Origin of the sequence: Dyadobacter sp. CY351, from assembly GCF_021502625.1 — a bacterium.
GTDB classification, from domain to species: Bacteria; Bacteroidota; Bacteroidia; order Cytophagales; family Spirosomataceae; genus Dyadobacter; species Dyadobacter chenhuakuii.
Window position 1 is genome coordinate 136,378 of the sequence record NZ_JAKFFU010000014.1, and the last position, 19,582, is coordinate 155,959.

Genomic DNA, 19,582 nt, shown 5'->3' on the forward strand with positions numbered 1-19,582 from the left:
CTGCATATTAATCTATGTCTTCCAAAAAAACCAGAATTGTTGCTACCGTAGGTCCAGCCTCCGAAACAAAAGAAACATTGTATGCATTGGCAAAAGCCGGGGTAAACGTTTTTCGCCTTAACTTCTCTCACGGCTCTCACGCTGATCACCTCCAAAGATTAAACACCATTCGGGAAATCAACGAAGAGCATGGTTTAAACCTCGCTATTCTGCAAGATTTGCAGGGACCAAAGATCCGTATCGGCATGGTTGCCGAAAAAGATGGCGTTCTGATCGAAGCAGGTAATAAATTGATACTTTCCAACACAGAAGTGTTGGGAACTGCTGAAAAAGTTAGCACGCCATACGACGGCATGTATAATGATGTTAAGATCGGCGACCGCATCCTGATGGACGACGGTAAACTGGAAGTGCTGGTAACAGGAATGGATGGAACAGACGTGGTAACCGAAGTAATTTATGGTGGTTATCTGAAATCCAAAAAAGGTGTAAACCTGCCAAATACAAAGGTTTCAATGCCTTCTGTAACAGCAAAAGACTACGAAGATCTTGATTTTGGTCTTGAAAATAATGTGGAATGGGTGGCATTATCGTTCGTTCGCACAGCCTCAGAATTGATTAAAGTAAAAGAATATATTGCCAGCAAAGGCAAAACGGCGCGTTTGGTTGCGAAAATCGAGAAGCCGGAAGCTATCCTGAACATCGACGAGATCATCGAAGCCACAGACGCCATCATGGTTGCCCGCGGCGACTTGGGTGTTGAACTTCCCGCGGAAGAAGTGCCAATGATCCAGAAAATGATCGTTGACAAATGTAACAAGGCTGGAAAACCGGTTATCGTTGCTACGCAAATGCTTGAAAGCATGATTGATAGCCCTCGCGCAACACGTGCGGAGCTTAATGATGTTGCTAACTCTGTTCTGGATGGTGCTGACGCGGTAATGCTCAGCGCTGAAACTGCATCAGGAAAGTATCCGTTGCTGGCTGTTGAAAGTATGACGAGAACAATTGAAAGAGTTGAATCGTCTACAAACAGCATTTATTTCAAACACCACGCTGCTGTTAGCGAAAGCACAAGCATTAACAAATTGAATGATTACGTGGTAATGAGCGCTTGCCGTCTGGCACGCGACACGCAAGCGAAAGCGATCATTGGTATCACGCGTTCGGGATACACTTCTTTCCGTCTTTCGCATCACCGCCCAAAGGCTGGCTTGCTGATTTTCACTTCTAATAAAGTGTTAATGAATCAACTAGCATTGTATTGGGGAACAAAAGTATACTATTACGACCGCGACCAAGATGCTTCTACGGACGATCTGATTGAGGACATTAAGCAGTTTTTAGTTGAAAAAGGTGAATTGCAAAAAGGCGATGTTTTCATCAACACGCTTAGCATCCCGGTTTCAAGACAGCGCAAGACGAATACTGTGAAATTGAGCGTTGTAGAATAAATAGAAGGAATTCTTATCAGAAAGCAGCAGGAGGCAACTCTTGCTGCTTTTGCATTATACGGCAGATTACCGTTAGAAAAATGGCAGTAAACCGGTGGGACAATGCTCTTCCGCCCCAAAGCAAAAATCATTATATTTACTTATGAGCAAATCAATAGGACATATGATAGCTTCTTCCAATCCGCAGAGGGTTTTACCAAAGACGATCTCTGCGAAAAATATACCTGACGTTCTGATCCATGAAATAATTGACGGCATACCCTTGTATCGCAAAGGTTACCGCGACGTACTGGCCAAAACGAAAACGGTTGAAGACATTATGGGTTGCAGCTCATTGCAGTTTTTTATTATTGATTACTTATTGCGCCTCCTGTATAAAGGAATTGATGAAAACCAATACATCATCGCCACCAATGAAGCGGGCATTCACATCGACAAACGGAACAATCTGTCAGGCGACATGATGCTGTTCGACCGTGATGTGCTAACCATCGATAAAATAAACAAGCATTATGCACAGGTTCATCCCAAAATCTCTATTGAAATAGACCTGGACATCGAACTGGAAACCTTCACCCAGGAGGGCTACATGAACATCAAAACCAAAAAGCTACTCGACTTCGGTGCGGACAAAGTAATCTGGTTCCTCACCCAATCCAAAAGCGTCATGATCGCAACTAATGATGGCACTTGGAAGACGGTTGATTGGAACGAGGATGTGGAAATACTAGACGGTATTACTTGCAATGTTGGTCAATACTTGAAAGACAAAGGCTCGGAGTTTGCATGAACTTTGAAAAGCAAAATAGTTATATTTGAGTATGAGAAAATCAATCGCCCAGATGATCGCTCCCTCAACTCCGGGCAAGGTTTCGGCCAGAAGCATTGCTACCCAAATACCCAACGTTTTGATTCATGAGATAATTGACGGGAAACCTTACTATCGGAAGGGTTACCGCGATGTGTTAGCCAAAACGAAAACGGTTGAAGACATTATGGGTTCGAGTTCTTTGCAGGCTTTCCTGATCACGTATTTAACAATTTGGATTGGCAAGCAAATCCATGAGCATAAATATCATATTCTGACAAGCGAAGCAGGATTGCATCTAGATCGAAAGAATAATTTGGCGGGAGATTTGTTAATTTTTGACAGCGGTAAACTGACCATTGATAAGATCAATAAAAACTACGCAAGTGTTCCACCGCTTATATCAATTGAAGTGGACATTGACATTGCGCTGGAAGACTTAACTGCTCACAGCTACATCAATCTGAAAACCAGAAAATTATTGGATTTTGGCACGGAAAAAGTCATTTGGTTTCTGACAGAATCAAAAAAGGTCATGGTTGCAACGCACGATGATGAATGGCAGTCGTTTGACTGGAATTATGATGTGGAAATACTAGACGGTATTACTTGTAATGTAGGTCAATATCTCAAAGACAAAGGCTCCGAGTTTGCATGACCTGTGAAAAGTTATACGCAGCATCTGGCAAATGCTTGATGTGTAATTCATTAGTTTCATCTAAACTCATTTGAATAGCGAAGTAAAACATCTTCGCTATTATTTTTCACTTTATAACTAATAAAATAGTTTTGAAACTAAGTAAATAGTATTAACTTTGAATTAGTAGTTCGAAATACTGGTAAGACAAAATAACATCATGGAAATACGCACATTAACGCGGGCCGAAGAAGAGATCATGCGGATCTTGTGGCAATTGAAAAAGGCTTTTGTAAAAGACATTTTGGCCGAAATGCCTGAACCCAAGCCTGCTTATAATACAGTTTCAACGATCATACGGATTTTGGAAAAGAAGGAAGTTGTGGGTTACACGGCTTATGGCAAAACGCACGAATATTTTCCGCTGATCAGCGAGGAAGAATACAAGCGCCATGAAATGCAGCAGCTGATGGTCAATTATTTTGACAACTCGCTCCCTAATCTGGTTTCCTTTTTCGTGAAGGATAATGATCTCAAAACCAAGGATCTGGATGAAATCATGAAGCTGATTAATGATCATAAAAGCGAAAAATAAATCCGTTAGCCATGGAAACGCTATTGTACATTGGAAAGGTTAACCTGTATTGGATCTTGCTCATTGCGTGTTATCTGCTCATGCTGCGGAACCATACATTCTTTAAGTGGAACCGCTATTATCTGCTCGGATCATTGTGCCTGGCGTTTCTTCTTCCATTGCTGATCTACCCTGAGAATGCGCCTGTAATTCCGGTTGTATATCAGCTTAATGCTGCCGCTTTTACCATTTCAGCAAACTATGAAGAGGCGCCAGTGTTGAGCAAAACACAGGTAATCTGGGCTGTTTATGCCATTGGATTGATCATTGCCGCATTCCAGTTTTTAAAGCATATCATTCAGTTACGGAAGTTTTTAAAAGCCGGTGAAATCATCAAGCTCGATGACTGCACCGTGGTTTTAATCGATTCTAATAACACTGGCTCATTCTCGTTTTTGAAATGGATTGTGATTAATCGCAATGATTACGAGCATCATTTCGATGCCATTTTAAGACATGAAATGGTCCATACGCAGCAAATGCACAGTTTGGACATTCTGTTTATCGAGATTTTGAAAGTCTTGTTCTGGTTCAACCCATTTCTTTTGCTTTACAAGCGCTCCATGCAGGAGATCCACGAATTTCTTGCAGACGCCCAGGCGCCTAACCGTGACCATTATGCCCGTTTCCTGGTCGCCTACGCATTAAAAGCGCCTATCACTTCTTTAACGAACCATTTTTTTAAACCATCGCAAATCAAAAATCGCATTCGTATGATTTACAAAAACAGAACTTCGAAATGGATGCTCAGCACCTATATGCTGGCCCTGACGGTTATAGGAAGCACGGCATTATTTGTTGCAGGTTGTGAACAAACCGAGCAGAATGAAGCAGAATTGGCCTTTAGAAATTCAGAAAAGGCAGCTAACGATGCACTTGCAAATGAAAAAGTCTTCACAGTCGTTGAAGAACAGCCCGAATTCCCAGGTGGGCAACAGGCAATGTTTCAGTTCCTTGGAAGAAAAATAAAATACCCGACTGTTGCGGCAAAAAACAATGTTCAGGGACGGGTCTTTTTACAATTTATCGTTACTACCAGCGGCGATGTTCGAGACATTAAGGTCTTAAAAGGCATTGGGTCAGGCTGTGACGAGGAAGCTGCAAGAGTGCTTGCACTATTTCCGAAATGGAAGCCAGGCCGACAAAATGGGGAACCGGTCAATGTAAAATACCATTTGCCGGTAAACTTCCAACTGGAAGAAAGCGACGAGAAAACGTCTAGCAGTCACAAAGAAGCGGCGAAATCTGCGGCGACGGTTGTGCATTATGGCCCTTTATCCCATTAGTTCCCGGATAAATACCAACGCTGAGTTCACATTAACATTCAAGTACAAAAATGGAAACACTGCTGTACCTCGCAAAGGTCAATTTGTTTTGGGTGCTTTTTTACCTCACTTACAGACTGTTATTGCGCAACCATACCTTCTTTATCTGGAACCGGATTTACCTGGTTGGCTCGCTGCTCATCGCATTTCTGTTGCCGCTGGTAAGCTTTCCTGAGGCAGTTGTTACGTCAAAACCTGCGATATATGCGGCTGCAAGCCTTCCTTACATGGAGTCGCCTGAGCCGGTTTCCTGGCTTACTACATGGAGCCCTATCTTGTTCGCTTTGTGTGCGGTGGGTTCATTGTATCTGCGCTCCGCCTTTGTCAGGTCAATCCGGGATGTTTTTGTGATGATCAGAAAGGATGATGTAATGGATTTAAATGATGTGAAACTGGTGCTGCTTCCGCATAATGAGGTTGGTTCATTTTCATTTTTTAAATGGCTGGTTATGAACCGGAGAGATTATGAAGAGAACTTTGAGCCGATCCTGAGACACGAATCTGTCCACATTCATCAGATGCATAGTTTGGACATTGTTTTTATTGAGCTTTTGAAAATTGTATTTTGGTTTAATCCGGTGCTTTGGTTTTACAAGCGCTCTTTGCAGGAAGTTCACGAATATCTGGCAGATGAGCATGCCCCGGACCGGGATGGATATGCGCGGTTTCTGGTTGCTTACGCTTTCAATGCACCTGCTGCGGCTTTAACTAATCATTTTTTCAATGGTCCGTTATTAAAAAGCCGGATTAAGATGATCTATAAAAATCGGAATGGAGAATGGCTGCGAAGTAAATATCTCATCGTGCTGCCGCTGATCTGCATCGTGCTCGTAACAACGGCAGCACGGGAAAGAGTTGTAGAGTCCATTGAAAAACTGACGCCAGCTGTAATTGGTCAGATGATTGTTGAGCATGCTAAACTGGATGACCTCAAAGCATTTGACACGCCAATGGAACAGCCCGTAGCTGAAATAGCAGCGCCAAAATCGAAGAAAAGTAAGGTTTCGAAAAAGGCCAAGGTAAATTTCCCCACGACTTCTTATACATCTCAAATCCCAGATACGCTTCCGCAAACACCTGCAAAAGCAGCAACATTCTCGAATTATCGTTACGCAGCCAACATTGGGCCGATCGCAAAAATGGACTCGTTTACAAAAGTCGGTGGGACGATAAGCATCAGAGGTTACAATGGTCCGGGAAGTAATGCATTGATCATTGTTGACGGTGTTAAGCAGGAGCAGCGTGGGTCGATGGGGCATCACCACATTAAGCCCGAACAGATCGAGTCTATCAATGTGCTTAAAAATCAAAGTGCGATTGATATTTATGGAAACGAAGGAAAAGATGGCGTTATCATTATCAATACAAAAAAGTAAGCAAGGCTGACATTTAGCTTATATGTAATACCAACGCCCGGCCCGTTCCGGGCATTTTGTTAGACAATTCGGAACGATTTGATACTTTTGCCCTCCTAGCATTCATTCCGAACCGTTATTTATGCCAATCCTTAAAGCAGCCATCATTGGCGGCGGCCATATTGCCGATCAGAACCACATTCCAGCACTAAAGGCACTTCCTGAGCGTGTCGAGCTTGTTGCCATTTGCAGTCGTGACATTCACAAGGCACGCGCATTGGCAGATAAGCATGACATTCCACTGGCTTTTGACAATGCAGCTGAAATGTTTGAAAGCGACAACAGACCCGATCTGATCATTAACTGCACGGCCAATCATCTGCATCATCCATTTACCATGCAGGCTCTGGAAAACAATTGCCACGTGCTTTGTGAAAAGCCACCGGCGATCCTTGCGGCTCAGGCTGGTGAGATGGCGGATTTGGCGCAGAAGAATGGAAAAGTGCTTGCCTATAATTTTCAACTCAGGCAAACGCCGGAATACAGTTTACTGAAACGCGCTTTAGACAATGGGCGTCTGGGTGAAGTTTACCACATTAAGGCTAATTTTCTGCGTCGGCGCGGCATTCCGGGTTGGGGAAATTTTACAAATAAATCCATTCAGGGTGGCGGTGCGTTGATGGACCTGGGCGTTCATGTGCTGGATCTTGCGTTAGGACTGCTCGGTTACAGCGAGCCCGACCGCATCATTGCAAACACGTATGATTACATTGGAAAAGCAGGTGGAAAAGGCCTCATGGGAGGTTGGGACGCAGAAAAGTTTGAGGTTGAGGACGCTTGTTTTGCTCATTTATCTTTTCCTGATAATGCAAGCATCACGTTATCCACATCATTTGCATTAAATACAAAAATACCGAAAAACGTAAATCTGGAAGTTTTTGGAACAAAGGCCGGCGCAATGCTGAACCCGTTTTCTTTATACAGTGAAGTGGAAGGAGAGCTCGTTGATATGGAATTTCCGCATTTGGAAGAAACCGACATTCAGCTCAAAAATACGATTGCTTTCCTGGATGCTTGTGATGGAAAGGCTAGTAACATATGTAATGCTTCGCAGGGTGCTGTTTTACAAAAAGTCGTGGAAGCAATTTATAAAAGTGCAGAAAGGTGACGGCTTACTTTGCAGTAGCCATCACCATTTTAATCTCATTTTTCGCGCCCAGTTCCAGCACATCCACCAGATCCTGAACAGCAAGATTTTTATCAACCCTTAAAACAATGGTCTTGTCTTCGACATTGGCGAAAATATTTTGCAGTTCGGTCTCTAAGCGATCGAACGGAATAGGCTCTTTATCAATAAAGTAACCTTTATTTTCATCAATAGAAAGCGTAATCTGCTTCTTATACATTTGCTGCGTAGCGGATGCTTTGGGCAGCATCAGCTTGATCACGTTCGGATTGGACATCGTGGAGATGATCAAAAAGAACAGCAAAAGGAAAAACATAATATCGTTCAGTGAGTGCGTGAACACTTCTGGCGCAAAACGACTCTTACGACGTATTTTCATATTTTGGAAATGATATTAGTTCTTTGCAGCAACAGGCTTCTGCAAAACGTCAAGGAAATCGGAAGCGGCCATTTGCAAACGCAAAGCAAAACGGTCAATTTTCATATTCAGCAAGTGATAACCTGCATAGGCGATCAAACCAATGATCAGACCGGAACCGGAAGTAATCATTTTTTCATACATACCACCGGCAATGGTGCTGATATTGAAGTCGTTAGAAATAGAAATATCGTAGAAAATCCGGATAATCCCTGAAATCGTTCCGACGAAACCGAGCATAGGTGCGATACCCGCGATAACACCCAGATAAGGAAGATTTCCCTCCATTCTCTGAATCTCGATCTGGCTTGCATTTTCAATCGTCGTTTCAATGTCCTTAATAGGGTAACCAATGCGGCCGATGGCTCTTTCCAGAATCCGTCCGGAAGCATTGCGCTGATTGCGGCAAAGCGATTCGGCTGATTTCAGGTTTCCTTGCTGAATAAAGTCTTTTACGTTGTCAATCACGCCCGGATCAATCTTTCCATTGGCTCCAATGCCAAGAAAACGCTCTATAATAAGAAAAAGCGTCGCCAGGAAAAGTAGTCCGAGTGGAAACATGACCCAGCCTCCTTTTGCAAGAAGATCAATAATAGAAAGCCCCTCTGTGGCAACGGGTGCGGCCAAAGTAGAATCAGCAAGTGCTTGTAGAAGCATCATATTGGTTATAAAAGTGAATGTTAAGCTAATGAAAAAGAGGTCAATCCGGTCAAAAAACAGCTTTGAACATAAACGGCCTTAGTGCCCCCTTATTGTTTAAAGGGCAAATATAGGAAAATTACTCTTCGCGATTCCACGGAAAACCAATCCCGGCAGGATTCTGTCAATAAAGAATATTTTTCACCGTCCGATGAGCTGATTTCGCATAAATCCGACCGTTTTTCTGTTTAGTAGATGATATAGACTCTCATTCTCTCTAACCTGAACGGCATGAAAAGGACATTTTCATATCTGTTGCTGTCTGTTACGGCAGTTATTTTCAGTGCTTCCCTTATTTCTTCCTGTACAGACGACCCCGTTCCACTTCCGAAGGGCAGTATCAGCGTGAAATTCGATAATGTGGTTGGCTCCAAAGATTTGAAATTCAATTCAGAGACGTATGTTAATGCTGCCGGGGAGGAATTTACGGTTAGCGCGCTCAATTATTACGTATCCAACATTAAGTTTATCGCCGCGGGCGGCAACAATTACACTGTTCCTCAGGATTCCAGTTACTTCCTGATTCGCGAAGGCAATGTTGATTCTCAGGAAATTACTATTAATAATGTCCCGGCACGCAACTATACGGGCATCGAATTCGTCATAGGGATTGACAGCCTGAGAAGTGTGTCCGATATTTCAAAACGCAAAGGGATCCTGGACAAAGATTCGGGCCCTACCAACCAGGAAGCAATGTATTGGGATTGGAATCCGGGTTATATTTTCCTGAAACTGGAAGGCAGTTCGGATTCTGCAACATCGTCGAACGGCAAATTTTACTATCATATCGGCGGGTTCGGCGGGCTTACCACAAAGACATTGAACAACATTCGGGTGGCGAAAATAGATTTTGGCGATCAGCGGGCGGCTCTTTCAGAAAATGCAGCAACGCAGATTAACCTGAAAGCAGATATACTTAAAGTCTTCAACGGCCCCACCAAAGTGCGCATTAAGGAAAACGGCAGCGTAATGTTTATTCCTTTTTCAAAAAATATTGCAGATAATTACGCGACTATGTTCAGTCTCGGCCAGATCATTAATAAATAAGGAAGTTGGGTTAATATGAAAAAAGCGGTTTTGCTTTTTGGTGTGCTTTTACTCTTATTTCAGGGAATGGTTTCCTGTGATAAAGCGTCAGAAACGCCTGATCCAAAGCCTCCTGTCATTACTGATCCGCCACCCACTGATCCGCTGCCTTTTGAATGGAAAAAACCTGCTTATTTTCCTGACCCCGTTTATGATCTGTCCAAAAACCCATTAACCCCCGAAGGTGTTGAACTGGGACGATTCCTTTTTTACGACGGCATTCTGTCCCGGACAGATAACATTGGCTGCGGAACCTGTCATCAGCAACAAGCCGCATTCACCCATCACGGACACGATCTGAGCCACGGCGTCGACGATTTATTGGGCACCCGCAACTCGCCCTCCATTCAGAATATGGCTTTTAGCCCGACATTCTTCTGGGATGGAGGCGTGCATGATATGGATCTGGTTCCACCCGTTCCGATCCAGAATAAAGTAGAAATGGGTGAGCGCGTGGGAAATGTCATTGAAAAGCTCCGCAAAACGCCGGTGGCAGGGGCTACGAAGCAGGTTGATTATCCCAAAATGTTTGAAGCAGCATTTGGAACAAATGAAATCAATGCGGACCGGATGATGAAAGCATTATCGCAGTTTATGATGACCCTGGTTTCTGCCACTTCCCGTTACGATTATTTTTTACAGGGCGATGCGTCCGCTTTAACGGCATTGGAAAAGCAGGGAATGACCCTTTTCAAACAAAATTGCGCTTCCTGCCACAGCAGTGAGCTTTTTACAGACCACAGTTTCAGAAATAATGGTTTGATTCCTGCTAAAATCAATGATCAGGGAAGATACGCAATCACATTAAACGAAGCCGACAGGTTAAAATTCAAGGTTCCGAGCCTTCGCAATGTGGGCCTGACTGCGCCTTACATGCATGACGGGCGTTTCACAACTCTGGAAGCGGTTTTGGATCATTATGCCAATGATCAGAGCAGCAGTAAGGACAGCATTTACGTCTCGCCGTCGCTCGATCCGGTGTTGCAGGTTGCGGGACAAAAACGGGGAATTAAGCTTTCTGCAACGGATAAGCAAGCAATCATTGCTTTTTTGAAGACATTAAATGATGAGCAATTTATCAACGACAAGCGCTTTTCAGACCCGGGCATAGGAACGTCTCTGTGATTATGATTGCGATTTTTTTTAACAGTAAAAATGATCCTGATCATGTCTTTAACCAGGATTAAACATCCATTAAAATAGAGGAAAATTGCCCGATGGGTTGTTACTTTGTAAAAATTTAATTCAATAAATATGCAAGGCGGAGAAAAAAGCGCACAACCCTGGTTGGGAAAAATGCAGGAAAAGTGGGGATTGGAGACAACCAGACAAGTTCTTTTGGTTTTAGCAGTTTTTAGCTTAGCAGGCTCTTCCGTAGTTTGGCTTAGAAAAGGGCTTTTCTTCCTGCTGGGTTACGACGAGCTGACCCCGATGTGGCTTAAAACGATTACTTACATTCTTTTTATTTTTCCAACTTATCAGACGCTTTTACTGATGTACGGCTTTCTGTTGGGCCAGTTTTCGTTTTTTTGGGAAAAAGAAAAGAAAATGTTCCGTTGGATCAAAGCAAAATTCAGCAAATAACAGTCATTTCAGCAGCTTAGGCTTCGCACCAAATATTCGAGGAGTGCCGGAATTAACCTTCCTGTACTCCTTATTTTATTTATACCTTTGTGTTTTATTTCAATTAAGGTTTAGAATCATACATATCATTCCATGTTTGAAAACTTACAGGACAAGCTAAATAACGCCTTTCGCACACTAAAAGGAAAGGACAGGATATCAGATATAAATGTTGCCGCAACCACAAAGGAAGTCCGCAAAGCATTGGTCGATGCCGACGTTAACTTTAAAGTTGCCAAGGAAATTACAGACCGGATTCGTGAAAAAGCACTCGACAGAAAGATATTAATCTCTGTTGAACCCGGCCAAATGTTTGTCAAAATCGTTCAGGAAGAGCTTACCGAGCTCATGGGCGGCCAGGCAGAAGGAATCAATATCAAGGGCGACCCCGCGGTTATCCTGATTGCCGGTTTGCAAGGTTCGGGTAAGACGACTTTCTCCGGAAAACTGGCCACATTGCTCAAAAAGCAAGGTCGTCAGGTTCTGCTTACAGCCTGCGACGTGTATCGTCCGGCTGCGATTGAGCAGTTGAAAGTGCTTGGAGAGCAGGTTGGTGTGGAAGTTTATTCAGAGCCTGACAATAAAAATGCAGTTGACATTGCGCGTAATGCAGTGGCGCATGCAAGAAAAATAGGAAAGAAAATTGTGATTGTCGATACAGCCGGGCGTCTGGCTGTGGATGAGGTCATGATGCAGGAGGTTGAGGACATTAAATCTGCCGTTAAGCCATCTGAAATCCTGTTTGTTGTGGATTCCATGACAGGACAAGATGCGGTCAACACGGCCAAAACCTTCAACGAACGCCTCAATTTTGACGGTGTCGTGCTGACCAAATTAGACGGTGACGCGCGTGGTGGAGCGGCCCTTTCGATTCGTCAGATCGTTGACAAGCCTATCAAATATATCAGTACGGGTGAAAAAATGGAGGCACTTGACTCCTTTTACCCCGATCGTATGGCGAGCAGGATCCTGGGCATGGGTGACGTTATTTCGCTTGTAGAGCGTGCGCAGCAGGCTTTTGACGAAGACGAAGCCAAACGCATCAATGCCAAAATGCGTCAGAACAAGTTTGATTTTGACGACTTTTTAGGTCAGTTGCAGCAGATCAAAAAGATGGGTAATGTCAAAGATCTGATCGGCATGATTCCCGGGATGGGCAATGCCATGAAAGACATGGACATTGATAATGAGTCCTTTAAGCCTATTGAAGCGATCATTCAGTCGATGACCAAAAAGGAGCGTGAAAACCCCGATATGATCGACGGCAGCCGCAAAAAACGCATTGCAGCCGGAAGCGGAACATCCATTTTGCAGGTTAACAACCTGATCAAGCAATTTGATGAAATGCGCAAGATGATGAAGAAAATGAACACCATGCAAGCGGCTGGCAAGCTGGGCAAGGCACTGCGCCGCTAGTCTCAACATTGCAAGTGCCACTTACTCATCCCTCGTTCATGAAACGCATTCTTTTTGTACTCACGTTGATTTTATTTCTTAATCAGCAAAAACTTCGGGCGCAGGCTTCGGTGGGTTATTATCCATGGAGCAGCTTGCTGACCATCAGCACCAATTCAAAAAAGGCAATCTGGCTGGATACAAGATTTCAAACCAACTCGCTGTTCAGCAGTCTGAGTGTGGATTTGCTTCCAATGATCAATCTGAAAAGAGGCGAAGTGGTGCAATGGTATCTGGGTGGAGGATTAAGATTAAACCCGCTTTACCGAATTGCCGATGCCGACGCAGATCTGATCACAATTGACGGTTACTCTTTAAATGTAGGTGTCCGCATTTCGCCGTTGAAGCAGAACAGACGGTTCCAGGTTGCATTGGAATTAAATCCTTATGTTAAAGATAAATTTGACAGCGGTGTTTTGAAAAGTCATTTCGGACTGGTTTATGTTTTTGGTAAACGAAAAAAAGAAGAAGTGGCTCCCGAAGCGCCGTTAGTGCCATAAAAATTATCTGTATACTAATAAAAAGCCGGAACTGATACTTAAAAATATCGATTCCGGCTTTTTTTAACGTCTTAATGCGGCACTAGTTTCCGCCGCGCCCTGCTTTGTAAGAGTCAAACTCTTCAAGCAAAGTGATTAAATCATCCTCTGCTGCAAAGTCCAGCTGTGACTCCCGAATGATGTAGTTCATTTTGTTTTTTTCTTCGCTAAGCAGTTTCAAAAAGCTGTTTCTGTTGTTGAGCTGCACAGGATTAAGCTTGTCATTTTTCAGGATATACAGCTTAGCATTCGGTTCCAATGTTCGCGTAGCGCTTGCTTTCTCCACTTTAATAGGCTTAACATATTTTTTTAACAGCTTCGTATTGCCATCATAAAGAACCCGGTAAAAGCTTTTGTCTGTCTGTTCTCCAACGGCAGGATAGCCATTCTTGAAAATGTAAAGATCAGTGCCTGTCGGGATTGTGAACTCCTTTACGCCGGACGACACCCGGAATAACCCGGAATCAGCCTTATATTCTACTTCATCTTTTTTGAGATCATACCGGATTTTTACCCCATCGTGCACCCGGTCGTCGCTCGTGCGGACCGTTCCGGAGTACCATTCTTTAAACAGATATGGTGAATTCTCTCCATCAGCAGCGGTTTCCTGATAAGGTGTTCCCGATAATCCTGTGGAATCCTGTGCTACGGCAGCATTCGTCCAAAGAAAAGAGGAGAGCAAAAAAAATCTTAGTACATATTTCATGATAAAGTTGGTTAATTTGATAAGTTCGAAGTCTGAACATGCCAGAATTTAGATTGCTGGCATCTTTCTGTACTTTTGCCAAAAAAATTGTACCCGCTCAAATTGGATATTAACGAACAGCTTATACATATACGCCGAAGCCTGGCAGGAATCACTCCTGAGATTTTTCTGGCACTGCTCTTTTGCTTTTTCCTGTTTGCGGAACTTGTGTTTTTGCGTTGGCTTAAAAAAGAGAAAATCGCTTCTTACCTGCAAAATATAGCCCTTGCAGGCAGTATTATTACACTTTTACTGATTTTGGGCCAGTGGAATACCGAACCTTCCTTTCGTTTTCAACCCCTATTATTCCTCGACCGACAGGCTGTTTTTTTCAAAATCATGATTACGCTTGCCTGGATTTTCACCCTAATCCACGTCCGTGTATTAAAATACGACTTCCCGCCAGAGTTTAATGCATTGCTCATTGCAGCCGTTGCCGGCATGAATCTGCTGACAATGTCGACACATTTGCTGACTATATACCTTTCATTGGAACTGATTTCCGTTAGCTCCTATCTGCTGGTTGCCATGTCGCCGTACAAGAAAGCGGCGGAAGGAGGGATTAAATATTTGCTTTTTGGTGCAGCAAGCTCAGCAGTAATGCTTTACGGGATATCGCTCATTTATGGTATCACCGGAACCATGGACATTACCAGCGAAGCTATGACCGCGGGATTGATGAATAATTCTCCCCTGGTGATAACGGTAACCATTGTACTGACACTCGCCGGACTCCTTTTTAAGCTTTCATTGGTGCCGTTTCATGTCTGGACACCTGATGTTTACGAAGCTGCTCCTACTCCGCTTGTTTCATTTTTGTCTGTCGCACCGAAGGCTGCCGTGGTGCTTGTACTTATGCGTCTTGCCGGAATATTACCGGCTCAATATTTCCCGGTTTTGGGCGGGATCGCATTGATAAGCATGACCATTGGCAATGTAGCAGCACTGCTGCAAACCAATGCAAGACGATTACTAGCCTATTCCTCTATTGCTCAGGCAGGTTACTTACTAGTCGGAATAGCCGCTTACAGCCGGTTTGGGTTTGAGTCAGCCGTTTTTTATACGGCCGCTTACCTGATTATCAATCTTGCAGTTTTCTTTTTGATTGATCTTTTGCAACCCGTGTCAAACACAAATCTTACGTGCTTTGAAGGCTTAGGACGAAGAAATATGTGGATTTCCAGCATTCTGACGATCGCCATGATTGCCTTGGCAGGATTACCGCCAACTGCCGGATTTACTTCGAAGTTGCTTGTATTTTCCGCGCTTTGGGAAAGTTATCATCAGCAACATTTCCCCTGGATGCTGTGGCTGCTGATCGGAGGAATCCTTAATGCAGCGATATCCCTCGCTTACTATCTGCGAATCCCGTATTTATTGTTCTTTAAAGCATTGGCGCAGAAAAAAGCTCCTGCAAACCAAAGTATAACCGGCAAATTCATTGCAGGACTTCTTGTCGTTACGATCCTCCTGCTATTTTTCAATCCCGGCCTGCTTACCAGATGGATATCTGCCTTTTAGGGTTAATTTATCGCCCGGACTTTAAATCCGTCCTTCCGTAATAACGAAATAATGCCGCGATCACCACCCAGGTGACCGGCGCCTACTGCAAAAAAAGTTGGCTTTTCGGCTGCGATTTTACGGATTCTAGGCACCCATTTCAGGTTTCTCGAAAACAGCATTACTTCTTCATTCCCATCCATCCCATAATTACTGGCCATCATGAGATTATACAGGTCGTTGATTTTCTGAGACTTGTATAATGCGACCAAATTACTGAACTCTTTACGCGCCTGCGGAAGACTGTCTATCATGCTGATGATCGTCTTCACCTGTTCTTTGTAAGGGATTGTATCAAAAATTGCCATTTGTTCATCCAGCGTCTCAATCCCGATGACCTCGGATTTCTGCTTGGCTGCCAACTCCACCAATGACATTTCGTACGACTGAGGCTGGCACGCGAGGACTGCATTGAAAAGCGGCCCCATTAATATAAATGGTTTAGCTTTCTCGAACATTGCAATCCCCACGCCAACTGAATCTTTGTAAAACTTCGCCAGTCTTGCATATTCCTGCTCGGTAACCAGTTTCTTCAACTCGTTACCATCGGTCATGTTCATCGATTTCATCATGCTCGCCATCATGCCGGGATCGTCCATGTCAATTTCCAGGGCAACCTGTTGTGTTCTGGCTAATGTCGCTTTTAATGAGTCACTTAATGAGAAATCGGCCGGACATATCAAATGGATCGTTCCAAACAAATAGGAAGGCTTTGCCTGTCCGGGCGATGTGATTTCCCAAAGAAGGGAATTTTCTGTTGGCGCCTGTGCGCTGGCAAACAAGCTGGTAGCGAACAGAAAAATACTCAAAAGCGATCTTTTCATGGCTTGGCTAATTATTCCTTATTGCTATCAACCTCAATGCGTTCTTCCCTGTTAACCAGCTCCCATGCCGTATGAAAAACCAGTTTCACGATGGGTGCCTGTTTGTCGAAAAGGATTTTTTCGATATCATCGCCTGGCTTGTGATAATCTTCATGGACCCCGGTAAAATAAAAAATAACCGGAACGCCCATTTTAGCAAAATTATAATGGTCTGAGCGGTAATAGAATCGGTTTGGATCTTTCGGATCATTGAATGTATAATCCAGATTGTAATTGATGTACTTCTTATTCGCTTCTTCACTGATCGCGTGTAACTTGGAAGAAAGCTTGTCAGAACCGATCAGGTAAACGTATTTATGATCATTCTCATGCGCCTTATCCACACGACCGATCATGTCAATGTTCAAATCAGCAATCGTATTTTTAAGCGGGAATAGCGGGTTTTCAGAATAATATTCCGAACCGAAAAGCCCTTTTTCCTCACCTGTAACATTCAGGAACAATATGCTCCTGCGCGGTCCCTTACCCTCTGCTTTCGCTTTGCTGAATGCCTCCGCAAGTTCGAGCAACGAAACTGTTCCCGATCCGTCGTCATCTGCTCCGTTGTTAATTTCCCCATTATCAGAGATCCCGATATGATCCAAATGTGCGCTAATGACCAGGACTTCGTCTTTTTTGTCAGATCCCTCCATAAAGGCAGCAACATTCTCGGTTTCAATCGTCTCGCTCACGCGCTCGGCTTTCACTGCTACATTGCCTGACATTTGTTTTGAAAGCGGCTTACCAGATTTATCGATCGAAGCTTTTTCTTTCAGAAGTTTGCTGGTAGACGTGTTCAGAATCTGCGCAGCAATGCTCGCCGGAACTGCAAAGGCAGCCAGGCTGTTTGGCGCTTCTACCACAGGTTTTAATGTAGGAGCGCTAAAACGCCTCGCCATAACCGCCCGCTGACGGATTTCCTTGTCCAGATCGTCGCCCGTTTTATCAGTAACGATGAACACATATGTTGCCCCTCTGTCCAAGGCAACCCTTGCCTTGGCCTGCCAGGAAACAGGTCCGCTCCACTTCGTTTTCTCACCCGTGCCGCTAACCAGGTATTTCCCATCTGCACTTTTCGGCTCACCTTCAAAAACAACGACAGCCTTACCTTTAATATCCAGGTTATTATAGTCGGTGTAAGCCGGATCATCAATGCCATAGCCTACTAAGATTACCTCAGAGCTTGTTTCCTGCGGCACATTCAGAATTCCATTGAGATAGAATTCTTTATTAAACTCATATTTTTTACTGCCCGCTTTTACATAAACCTCACCCCAGCTTCTTTTATGGAGATTATATTTTTGCAAATAACTTTTCGAGCCGTCCGCAGCTGTGGCAGCCGGCGTCAAACCATACTGTTTGTAGTAGCTTGAAACGTATTCTGCGGCCTTTTTTTGGCCTGGCGAACCCGTATCCCGTCCTTCAAGACTGTCCGAGGCAATGATTACCAAATGTTTTTTCAAGTCATCGGGCGTAATGCTCTCTGCATATTTCGCAGCATCATCCTGCGCAAAAGTGAGGGTTGATATGGACAGGAGCATTCCTGCCAGCAAATTCTTATTCATATAAAGCGTTAAAAAGTCAATTCTCACAAAGAAACTAAACGCCCCGGCCAATGCAAAATTTCATCAAACCAGACACATCGCAGATTACTTGCGACGCCACAACACATGAGCATATCCTCCAAAACATTCAAACACAAAAAAGCCCCGAACTCTCTCCGACTTACTTTCTTTGTAAAGTCGGGTAGTCCGGGACTTCTTCTCACAGAATCACGCTACTTATTATTGCTCTTTGGGCTTATCCTTGATGACTAATTGCAGCTCAGTCTTTGTCGTCGTTAGGCTCAACTGATTAAAATATTCCGAAACTGCATTAGCTTCCTCGTTAAACCAAAAGCATCGATAAAAATTTTTCGAAGTCTGGTGAAACCCATCCACCACCATAGCCGGACTCCCCGATTTCAACCAAACCACATCTCCTATTTGAATTTCTTCTTGTTGTTGCATTGTGAGTTAAAAAATTTAGTTGTCAGTCCAAGCCCATCACGTAGCCATATACCACCGAACCATTTTCAAGTATCGCATAAGCGCGGTAGAAACGCTGATTATAATTTAACGATTCGGGATCATTCACAAAAAGCGACTTCAATCCTTTCGTTGTTAGCAGGGCAGAAAATGGGAATTTTTTATCATAGGCGTCAATTTTAGGATCCACGCTGAAATCTTGATCATCTGCTGACTCCTTAAAGTTGAGCAATATTCCGTACTCGATAATTCTGATATCACCCAAATCTTCAAAAAACACTCGGTATTCGGTTTGAGCTCCATTCTTAAAGTACTCTCTTGTCTCAATTTTAGCTTCTTTCAAAGGAATGGGCGCAAATTCCATTACATCACCATAAACCACAGAGTTAACTCCGTAAGTTACATAAGCTCTATAATACATAATTTTGAAACCAACTGGCGGTGCAGCATCGACCTTGAATTTTTCTCCGCTACTAACGGGCATAGGAAATACAATTTTATTGTCTGCAATTGTCGGCGTTTTTGTAAAAGGAGCATTGCTATTAAAGTCTGCGGAAAAAACGACGCCATACCCTGTAATCTGAATATTCCCTACCTTTTCTACATTAAGTTTATAGCGATACAAGTTTGTGTTTTGATTTTCGACAGTAAGCGCTAATGTTTGAACAACGGGAGCCTCAGCTGGCTCCTCCGGCACGTAGTGATCCTGACAGGAAAAGGCGAAAAGAAAAAGTGCTGCGAGCAGCGTTGAGAGTTGAAGAGAAATGCGCTTCATAAGCTGATGTTTTGATGTTGAAATCATGTTTCAACCGCAATAATATATCAGCGCCCCATATGTTCCATCACTCCTTAACGCTCCATTGAACTAACGGCAATGGTTGAATTATTTATCGGTGATATGTGGTCTCAATTCAGATTGGTCAACTTCACGAAAGCCACTTCTTTTTGGTTCTTAGCAAGATATTTGACCCGTACTTTATCCCCAATTTTAAAAGAATTCACTAGCGTGCGGGGAACATCGGTCAATGTTGCTACAAAATTTCTGCCTTGGACCGGCTCTATCTGAACCTGTACTTTCGCAGCTTGTCTTGATTGAGGTTTTTCGGGTATGTCAATAAAAAGTATAATAGCTTCTGTCTCTATCCCAAAGCGCTTTATATGCCTTCCC

At 43.6% G+C, this 19,582-nt stretch carries 20 protein-coding genes; 13 read left to right on the forward strand and 7 right to left on the reverse strand.

Features of this window, described 5'->3' with window-relative positions; translation table 11 throughout:
• Positions 1-14 precede the first annotated feature (14 nt).
• From pyk to L0660_RS23500, 7 genes are all read left to right on the forward strand, one after another.
• Positions 15-1,454 (forward strand): pyruvate kinase, encoded by a 1,440-nt coding sequence (pyk, locus tag L0660_RS23470; protein WP_235161569.1) that lies wholly within the window; start codon positions 15-17, stop codon positions 1,452-1,454.
• Positions 1,455-1,596: 142 nt separating this feature from the next.
• Positions 1,597-2,244, forward strand: a complete 648-nt coding sequence (locus L0660_RS23475; protein ID WP_235161570.1) for a Uma2 family endonuclease — start codon at positions 1,597-1,599, stop codon at positions 2,242-2,244.
• Between the two features lie 31 nt (positions 2,245-2,275).
• Positions 2,276-2,920, forward strand: coding sequence for a Uma2 family endonuclease (locus tag L0660_RS23480; RefSeq protein ID WP_235161571.1), 645 nt, complete (start codon positions 2,276-2,278; stop codon positions 2,918-2,920).
• 199 nt (positions 2,921-3,119) lie between these two features.
• Complete coding sequence (locus tag L0660_RS23485) at positions 3,120-3,494, forward strand: BlaI/MecI/CopY family transcriptional regulator (protein ID WP_235161572.1); 375 nt, start codon at positions 3,120-3,122, stop codon at positions 3,492-3,494.
• Positions 3,495-3,505: 11 nt separating this feature from the next.
• Positions 3,506-4,819, forward strand: coding sequence for a M56 family metallopeptidase (locus L0660_RS23490; protein WP_235161573.1), 1,314 nt, complete (start codon positions 3,506-3,508; stop codon positions 4,817-4,819).
• A gap of 50 nt (positions 4,820-4,869) precedes the next feature.
• On the forward strand, positions 4,870-6,234 hold the full coding sequence (locus L0660_RS23495; protein WP_235161574.1) for a TonB-dependent receptor plug domain-containing protein: 1,365 nt from the start codon (positions 4,870-4,872) through the stop codon (positions 6,232-6,234).
• A gap of 121 nt (positions 6,235-6,355) precedes the next feature.
• Positions 6,356-7,381 (forward strand): Gfo/Idh/MocA family protein, encoded by a 1,026-nt coding sequence (locus L0660_RS23500; RefSeq protein ID WP_235161575.1) that lies wholly within the window; start codon positions 6,356-6,358, stop codon positions 7,379-7,381.
• A 4-nt stretch (positions 7,382-7,385) separates the two neighbouring features.
• On the opposite strand, the gene L0660_RS23505 is transcribed toward L0660_RS23500, so the two are convergent.
• Both L0660_RS23505 and L0660_RS23510 read right to left on the reverse strand, forming a co-directional pair.
• Entirely contained in the window at positions 7,386-7,778 is a 393-nt protein-coding gene (locus L0660_RS23505; RefSeq protein ID WP_233798928.1) for a biopolymer transporter ExbD, read from the reverse strand.
• A gap of 15 nt (positions 7,779-7,793) precedes the next feature.
• Positions 7,794-8,477 (reverse strand): MotA/TolQ/ExbB proton channel family protein, encoded by a 684-nt coding sequence (locus L0660_RS23510; RefSeq protein WP_235161576.1) that lies wholly within the window; start codon positions 8,475-8,477, stop codon positions 7,794-7,796.
• 270 nt (positions 8,478-8,747) lie between these two features.
• On the opposite strand from L0660_RS23510, the gene L0660_RS23515 reads away from it, so the two are divergent.
• From L0660_RS23515 to L0660_RS23535, 5 genes are all read left to right on the forward strand, one after another.
• Positions 8,748-9,563 carry an MbnP family protein gene (locus L0660_RS23515; protein WP_235161577.1) on the forward strand — a complete coding sequence of 272 codons (816 nt, stop codon included), beginning with the start codon at positions 8,748-8,750 and terminating at the stop codon, positions 9,561-9,563.
• A 15-nt stretch (positions 9,564-9,578) separates the two neighbouring features.
• Positions 9,579-10,727: a cytochrome-c peroxidase gene (locus L0660_RS23520; protein ID WP_235161578.1), complete on the forward strand. Its 1,149-nt coding sequence runs from the start codon at positions 9,579-9,581 to the stop codon at positions 10,725-10,727.
• A gap of 129 nt (positions 10,728-10,856) precedes the next feature.
• Complete coding sequence (locus L0660_RS23525; RefSeq protein ID WP_026631862.1) at positions 10,857-11,186, forward strand: DUF6787 family protein; 330 nt, start codon at positions 10,857-10,859, stop codon at positions 11,184-11,186.
• 132 nt (positions 11,187-11,318) lie between these two features.
• Positions 11,319-12,641: a signal recognition particle protein gene (gene ffh / locus L0660_RS23530; protein WP_026631861.1), complete on the forward strand. Its 1,323-nt coding sequence runs from the start codon at positions 11,319-11,321 to the stop codon at positions 12,639-12,641.
• A gap of 38 nt (positions 12,642-12,679) precedes the next feature.
• On the forward strand, positions 12,680-13,180 hold the full coding sequence (locus tag L0660_RS23535; protein WP_235161579.1) for a hypothetical protein: 501 nt from the start codon (positions 12,680-12,682) through the stop codon (positions 13,178-13,180).
• A gap of 82 nt (positions 13,181-13,262) precedes the next feature.
• Here L0660_RS23535 and L0660_RS23540 read toward each other — a convergent pair whose 3' ends face one another.
• Positions 13,263-13,925, reverse strand: a complete 663-nt coding sequence (locus tag L0660_RS23540; protein WP_235161580.1) for a hypothetical protein — start codon at positions 13,923-13,925, stop codon at positions 13,263-13,265.
• Positions 13,926-14,027: 102 nt separating this feature from the next.
• Between L0660_RS23540 and L0660_RS23545 the strand changes: the two genes are divergently transcribed.
• A complete protein-coding gene (locus tag L0660_RS23545) occupies positions 14,028-15,485 on the forward strand; it encodes an NADH-quinone oxidoreductase subunit N (RefSeq protein WP_235161581.1) in 1,458 nt (485 codons plus the stop codon).
• A gap of 2 nt (positions 15,486-15,487) precedes the next feature.
• Here L0660_RS23545 and L0660_RS23550 read toward each other — a convergent pair whose 3' ends face one another.
• The 4 genes from L0660_RS23550 to L0660_RS23565 all read right to left on the reverse strand — a co-directional run bounded on the left by L0660_RS23550 (position 15,488) and on the right by L0660_RS23565 (position 19,189).
• Positions 15,488-16,348, reverse strand: coding sequence for a TraB/GumN family protein (locus L0660_RS23550; protein WP_235161582.1), 861 nt, complete (start codon positions 16,346-16,348; stop codon positions 15,488-15,490).
• An 11-nt stretch (positions 16,349-16,359) separates the two neighbouring features.
• A complete protein-coding gene (locus L0660_RS23555; RefSeq protein ID WP_235161583.1) occupies positions 16,360-17,952 on the reverse strand; it encodes a M28 family peptidase in 1,593 nt (530 codons plus the stop codon).
• 219 nt (positions 17,953-18,171) lie between these two features.
• Complete coding sequence (locus L0660_RS23560; protein ID WP_235161584.1) at positions 18,172-18,396, reverse strand: DUF2158 domain-containing protein; 225 nt, start codon at positions 18,394-18,396, stop codon at positions 18,172-18,174.
• 22 nt (positions 18,397-18,418) lie between these two features.
• Positions 18,419-19,189 (reverse strand): hypothetical protein, encoded by a 771-nt coding sequence (locus L0660_RS23565; protein ID WP_235161585.1) that lies wholly within the window; start codon positions 19,187-19,189, stop codon positions 18,419-18,421.
• Positions 19,190-19,582: the final 393 nt, after the last annotated feature.